Source organism: Actinomycetota bacterium, from assembly GCA_035540895.1.
Taxonomy (GTDB): domain Bacteria; phylum Actinomycetota; class JAICYB01; order JAICYB01; family JAICYB01; genus DATLFR01.
Genome location: DATLFR010000245.1, coordinates 1 through 6332 on the forward strand (window position 1 = coordinate 1; position 6332 = coordinate 6332).

Annotated in this window: 6 protein-coding genes; all 6 read right to left on the reverse strand. The window is 73.2% G+C overall.

The window, feature by feature from the left end; all coding sequences use genetic code 11:
• Positions 1-372, reverse strand: a 372-nt coding sequence (locus VM840_13815) for a P1 family peptidase (protein HVL82661.1), incomplete at its 3' end; no start/stop codon positions are given.
• Positions 369-1427 carry an alpha/beta fold hydrolase gene (locus VM840_13820; protein HVL82662.1) on the reverse strand — a complete coding sequence of 353 codons (1059 nt, stop codon included), beginning with the start codon at positions 1425-1427 and terminating at the stop codon, positions 369-371. The genes VM840_13815 and VM840_13820, both read right to left, overlap by 4 nt.
• Complete coding sequence (locus tag VM840_13825; GenBank protein ID HVL82663.1) at positions 1427-1867, reverse strand: BsuPI-related putative proteinase inhibitor; 441 nt, start codon at positions 1865-1867, stop codon at positions 1427-1429. Before VM840_13825 ends, VM840_13820 begins: the two co-directional genes overlap by 1 nt.
• Positions 1864-2982: an alanine racemase gene (gene alr / locus VM840_13830; GenBank protein HVL82664.1), complete on the reverse strand. Its 1119-nt coding sequence runs from the start codon at positions 2980-2982 to the stop codon at positions 1864-1866. Before alr ends, VM840_13825 begins: the two co-directional genes overlap by 4 nt.
• The gene (locus tag VM840_13835) at positions 2979-4526 is read right to left on the reverse strand and encodes an NAD(P)H-hydrate dehydratase (GenBank protein ID HVL82665.1); all 1548 of its coding nucleotides are present in this window, start codon (positions 4524-4526) and stop codon (positions 2979-2981) included. The genes alr and VM840_13835 overlap by 4 nt, the downstream gene beginning before the upstream one ends.
• A 29-nt stretch (positions 4527-4555) precedes the next feature.
• The coding region (locus VM840_13840; protein ID HVL82666.1) for an SIS domain-containing protein at positions 4556-6332 on the reverse strand (1777 nt) is incomplete at its 5' end.

Sequence of the window (6332 nt, forward strand, 5' to 3'; positions counted from 1 at the left end):
CCCCTCCAACCTCGTGGCGCAGGTGCACGCGTTCGTCCTCAGCGGCGGGAGCGCCTTCGGGCTGGCCGCCGCGGGGACGATGGGGACGACCGCGCCCCCGAAGGCCACGCCCACCCCGCGCTCGGCCAGGAGCTGCATCACCCCGTCCGCGGCGGCCAGCCCGAAGGCGCTCCCGCCGCTGAGGACGAACGCGTGCACCTGCGCCACGAGGTTGGAGGGGTCCATCACGTGGGTCTCCCGTGTCGCGGGAGCCGCACCCGTGATGCGGTAGGCCCCGGTGGTTCCGGCAGGCAGCAGGACGACCGTGCAGCCCGTCCGGGCGACGGGGTCTGTGTAGTGTCCGACCTGGACGCCCTCCACGTCGGTGATCACTGCAGCACCTTGTCGGCGAAGGTCCGGATCAGGTCGGTCAGCTCGTCCGGACGCTCCAGCATGCCCATATGACCGGCCCCCTCCAGGACCACGAGCTGAGCGTCCGGGATGCGTTCGGACATCTCCCGCGCGAGCCACACCGGTGTCACTAGGTCGCGATCGCCCGCGACGACCAGCGTCGGAACGTCGATGGCGGCCAGGTTCTCGATCGACTCGAACTCGGCCAGCCCCCCGACCGCGGCGACGAGGGTGTCGGTGGGTGTCGCGCTCATGAGCTTCATGGTCAGGGCGACGTGCGCGGGCGAAGCCCCTCGCCCGAACCCGAGCCGCGCGGCGAGCATCGCCAGGTCGCTCGCGGGGAGGCGGACGCGGTCGATGCGACGAGGGTGACGGGCCAGCAGCTCCCACGACGCGAGCGCCGCCTTCCGCAGCCCCTGGAGCCGGGGCGCACCCGCGCGCCACAGCCCGAGGCTGGCGGTGAACGTCGTGTTCAGCAGGACCAGGCCTCGGACGACCCCGCCCATCTCCACCGGGAAGTCCTCACCGAACGAGGCGAGCGCCTGGACCGTCATCCCGCCCATGGAATGCCCCACCACGAGCGCTCGGCCGGCCGTCGCCGCCTCGAGGACGGCCCACAGGTCCCGACCCAGCGTGTCCGGCGTGAACGCGGTCTGCCCGTCCGGACCGCGCGCCGGACCAGACCGGCCGTGTCCGCGCGCGTCGTAGACGACGACCCGGTACCGGCCCTCTGCGGCTAGCTCGCGCACCTGGTAGTGCCATATGTCCGAGGACAGCGTGAACCCGTGGAGGAAGACGATCGCGGGCGCGTCCGCGGGTCCGTGGACCCGGCAGTGCAGCCGGGTCCCGTCGAAGCTGGTCGCCTCCACGACCTCCCCGCGGACGGACCCGAACCGCTCGGCTCCCGCGCGGTCGCGGGCGCCGAGCAGGCGGCGGTAGACCACCTCCTCGACCGCGGCGCCGACGACCGCGCCGGCGGCCAGGGTCCCCAGGGCGAGGAGGCCCGTCCGGGCCTTCCCTCGGGGCCGGCCCCCCATCAGGACGCCTCCACCGCGATCTCGGTCGAGAGCTCCCCCTCGAACCCCTCAGCCTTCAGCTCGGCGTGCACGACGTAGGTCCCCTCTGCGGTGGGCGTCCACGTCTCGGCGTAGCGCGTCCCGGACTGGCCCTGAAGCGCCTCCTGGTCCTGGGCCTGTCCGAACATGCGCTCAGACGACGAGCGCCAGATCTCCCGGCCTCCACTCGTGACCCAGAAGTCGTAGCGCTGGGAGGTCGGGTAGGTCAGGGTGCGCGGCCGTCCGGAGTTGTTCATGAGGGACAGGGTCATGCGGACGGCTGCGCCCGGCTTCGCCCGGGCCGGCTCCACGCGAAGGTTGACCGTGACGTCGCTCACGTTGCGGACATCCCCCGCCACCCGGCTCTCGCCGGTGGAGCACCCGGCGAGGAGCAGGGCGAAAGCGACCAGGAGTCGCCTCATGACAGGTGCACCCGGGGGACCCGGGCCCCCACCGAGCAGACGACCTCGTAGCTGATCGTGCCCAGGGCGGCGGCGATCTCGTCGGCGGTGATCTCCTCGGCGCCCTGCCGCCCCAGGAGCACGACCTCGTCTCCCGGCGCCACCTCGTCGTCGCCGCAGTCGACCATGATCGTGTCCATCGTCACCGTTCCGGCCACGCGGCGCCGTTTCCCGCCGACGAGCACGCAGCCCCGGTTGGAGAGCGGACGGGCGAAGCCGTCCGCGTAGCCGATCGGGACGGTGGCGATCGTGGTCTCGGTGCTGGGAGCCCACGTGAGCCCGTACGAGACGCCCTCACCGGCGCGCACCCGGCGGACCAGCCCAACCGCGCTCGTCACGCGCATCGCCGGCCGCAGCTCGACGAGCGACCGCATCCGGTCCGCGGGGTAGAGCCCGTAGCAGGCGATGCCGGTCCGGACCATGTCGAGGTGCGAGTCGGGCCGGGCGATGGTCGCGGCGGAGTTGGCCAGATGCCTCACCGGGACCTCCACCCCGGCCGCCTCTACCTCCTCGCAGACCTGCTGGAACCGTCGCACCTGCAGCCCGATGGACGGGTGGTCGGGCTCCTCGGCCGCGGCCAGGTGGCTCCACAGTCCCTCGAGCTCGAGGGCCCCTTCGTCCACGACCGCCCGCACGAGGTCCAGGGCCTGCTCGGGCGGGGCGCCCTCCCTGTGCATCCCGGTATCGACCACCACGTGGACCGGGAGACGTTCCCCGTACGCGGCAGCCGCCGTCGCGAGCGCCTCGACCGCGTCGAGCGTCGAGATGCTGGGGGTGAGTCGGTGCGCGACGACCTCCTTGCAGGCCGAGGGGTGCGTCTCGCCGAGCACGAGGATCGGCACGTCGATCCCCGCGTCGCGCAGTCGGACCCCCTCCTCCACGAGAGCCACGCCGAGACGGTCGACCCCGGCGTCCACGCAGGCGGACGCGACGGCCACGTCGCCGTGGCCGTACGCGTTCGCCTTGACGACCTGCAGGTGGGCCGTGCCGGGCCGCAGCAGTCCGCGCAGCGCCCGACAGTTCGCGGCGATCGCCCCGAGGTCCACCTCGGCAACCGTCGGCCTCCACCGCGTCAAGGCGCCTCCACGACGGTGCGCATCGGGTACGGCGGTGTCCGACGCGAGGTCCGCCGCAGCGCGAGCGGAAGCGCGTCTACCACGTCGCCGGCAGCCATCGCAGACCGGCCGAGCCGTGCGGCCGCGATATCCCCCGCGGTGCCGTGCAGCCACGCGGCTGCCCAGGTGGCGGCCGCAGGGTCGGCTCCGCGCGCCACGAGCGCCCCGGCCACGCCGGTGAGCACGTCTCCCGTCCCGCCCGTGGCGAGCCCGGGGTTGCCGGTCACGTTCACCCAGCAGGTCCCGTCCGGGGCCGCCGTGACCGCCCGGCGCCCCTTCAGGTGGACGACCGAGCGCCAGGAGGACGCCAGCTCACGGGCGGCGGCCAGCCGGTCGGGCCCTAGCTCGCGCCCGAGCAGCCGAGCCGCCTCGCCCCCGTGGGGGGTGAGCACGGTGGCCGCGCCGCGGGAGCTCATCGCGTCGCTGCCCACCTCGGCCAGCGCCCAGAGACCGTCGGCGTCGACCACGAGGGGGAGATCTGTCTCGAGCGCCCTCGCGACGAGCTCCACCGGCCCCGGACCTCGGCCGAGACCGGGTCCGATCGCGAGCCCGCTCAGCTTCGGGAGCCGGTCGGCGAACTCGTCGAAGGCCTTGGCTCCCAGCCGGCCCTCCGCGTCGGGGAGGCCGACCTTCACGGCCTCCGGGACGGCCGCCTCGACCACGTCCAGCGACGACCGCGGGAGCCCCAGGACGACCAGGCCCGCCCCCGACCGCAGCGCCGCCCGCGCCACGAGCACCGCGGCGCCTGTCATCCCCTCCGACCCGGCCAGGACACCGAGGGCGCCGACCCGGTACTTGTGGGTGTCCTCCTCGAGCGGAGGGAGCACCTCGGCGACATCGGCGGCGCCGGGCACCCACACGGACGCATCCCCTACGTCGATCCCGATATCGGCCACGTCGATGCGTCCGCATCTGAGGGAGCCGGGCACGGCGACGTGCCCCACCTTGAGCGCCTGGATCGCTACCGTCACGTCCGCCCGGACGGCGGCGCCGGTCACGGCGCCCGTCGATCCGTCCACGCCGGACGGGATGTCCACCGAGACGACCGGGACGCGCGCCTCCCCCATCGCGACCATCGCCTCCCGCGCCACCCCCGTCGGCTCCCCGGTGAACCCCGTTCCGAAGACCGCATCCACCACGGCATGCGCACCGGCCGTCGCCCGTTCGAAGGCGGTGCGGTCCCACCGGAGCACGCGCACACCCGGGAGCCCGCGGAGCATCTCCCGGTGCGTGGCCGCGTCCCCGATGGGGGGCTGGAGTTCCAGCACGGTCACCGTGGCACCCGCACGTGCGAGGTGGCGGGCGGCGCCGTAGCCGTCCCCGCCGTTGCTGCCCTTGCCGCAGACGATCACGGCGCGCCGTCCGTAGGCCCCTCCCCAGAGCCTGAGGGTGGATACCGCGCAGGCGTGGGCGGCGCGGTCCATCAGCTCGGCCCCCCGGACGCCGGCCGCTATCGCGGCCTGGTCGAAACGGCGCATCTGAGCCGGGGTGAGCGCGGGTTCCATGACGACCCCAGGCTAACCGCCGAACGCGGTCAGCCCGTGCGCCACCGCTCGGCCAACAGCTGGACCGAGCCGATCAAGAGGTCGCCGACGTCGAGGTCGGCGAGCAGGTCGTCGCGGAAATGCGGTTCGGTCTCGGTCACGAGGTCCCGCAGGGCGGCGTACCGGTCGCGGTACCCCTCGAGCACCGCCCGCATCTCCGCGGCCGGGAGCCGGTCGGCGAGCTCGACGTGCAGCAGGACGAGACCGGTCACCTCGACGCCCTTCACCTCGGGGATGAGGATGATGGTCCGTCCGTCCCGGCGCCCGCGGGTCACGAGGACCTCCTTCTCCGCGACGACCCTGGCCTTCGTCCCGCGCAGGCGGGGGTCGGACTCGGTGCGGGTGGGGATGTCGGCGGCGATCCCGCCGCGGTCCGTCATCTGGACGGTCCCCCCCTCGCCGCTGCCCCCGACCCGGTAGTGGCTGAACCCGGTCACGGAGCGCACGGCCGCGTCGAGGGCGGCGAGCGTGCGCAGCGTGCGGTAGCTGAGCCGGTCGCGCGACGTCCCCACCGACAGCGCCTGCTGGACCAGCTCCGCCTGCAGGAAGGTCTCGTCGGACCGGGAGATACCGACCGTCACCGTCTTCGCCTGGTGCTTGATGGCGTCGACCGGTCTCGTGAGCTCGTCGATCCCAGCGGTGAGCGCGGCGGTGAGGTCTTCTATGACGACGCTCGGCGTCCCGATCTTGCCGTTCTCGAGGTGGTACATCTCGAGCGGCGATACCCCTGTCGCGTACCTCAGGAGCGAGGCGATCCGTACGGCCGTGTTCGCCTCCAGGTGCCCGTTGAACTCTCCTCGGCGCAGCGCTTCCGAGAACCTCTCGGCGATCGGCGCGACGACCGGCGCCAGCTCGCGCAGGATCTGGTCGGGGTCCCGGGTCCGCTCCAGCGTCTCCTCGACCGCCCCCCGCGCCTCCCGCAGCAGCCGGGCCTGGGCGTCGATCGCGAGCGCGGCCTCGTAGCCGAAAAGGTGGCCGGCCATGGCGGACAGCACGAACGCGAGCTCGGGGTGGACGGCTGGGACCTGGATCACATCGAGCGCGGCAGGGAACCGCGCGTCTCCCTCGCTGGCCACCACGATGGGAGCCGCCTTGTGGGCGCGGTAGATGGCGATCTCCTTCGCCACGTCCTCCGCGTTCGATCCGGACAGCCCGGCTGCGCAGACGAGGATCAGCGGCTCGGAGGAGAGGTCGATGTGCTTCTTGTCCTCGGTGAAGTCACAGGCGATGGACTTGTAGCAGAGCTCCGACAGCTTGATCCGGACCTCCTCCGCGGCGACCCGGTTGTTGCCGTTCCCCACGACCGCCCAGTACCGGCGGCTGGGCGCGTGACGGTAGGCGATCTCGCTTATCTCCTGTCGTCGCGCGAGCACGGCCTCCATCGCCTCGGGGAGCTCCCGGAGAGACCTCAGGACCTCGGTGCGGTCGGCGGTCGGCGCGGCTCCCAGGTGGGACGCGAGGGCCTCGGCGAGCAGGAACCCGGCGGCGACCTGCGCGTAGAACGCCTTCGTGGACGGGACGGCCATCTCGACGTCGCGACCGTCGGACGTGTACAGGACCCCGTCCGCGCGGGAGACGAGGTCGGAACCGCGCCTGTTGACGATGGCTATGACCCGGGCTCCCCGGGCACGGGCGATATCGACCGTCCGGTTCGTGTCGGTGGTCGTCCCGGACTGGCTGATCGCCACTATCAGCGTGTCGGACATGTCCTCACGCAGCGCGAACCCCGAGAGCTCCGTCGCCGGGAGCGCCTCGACGGTGACGGGG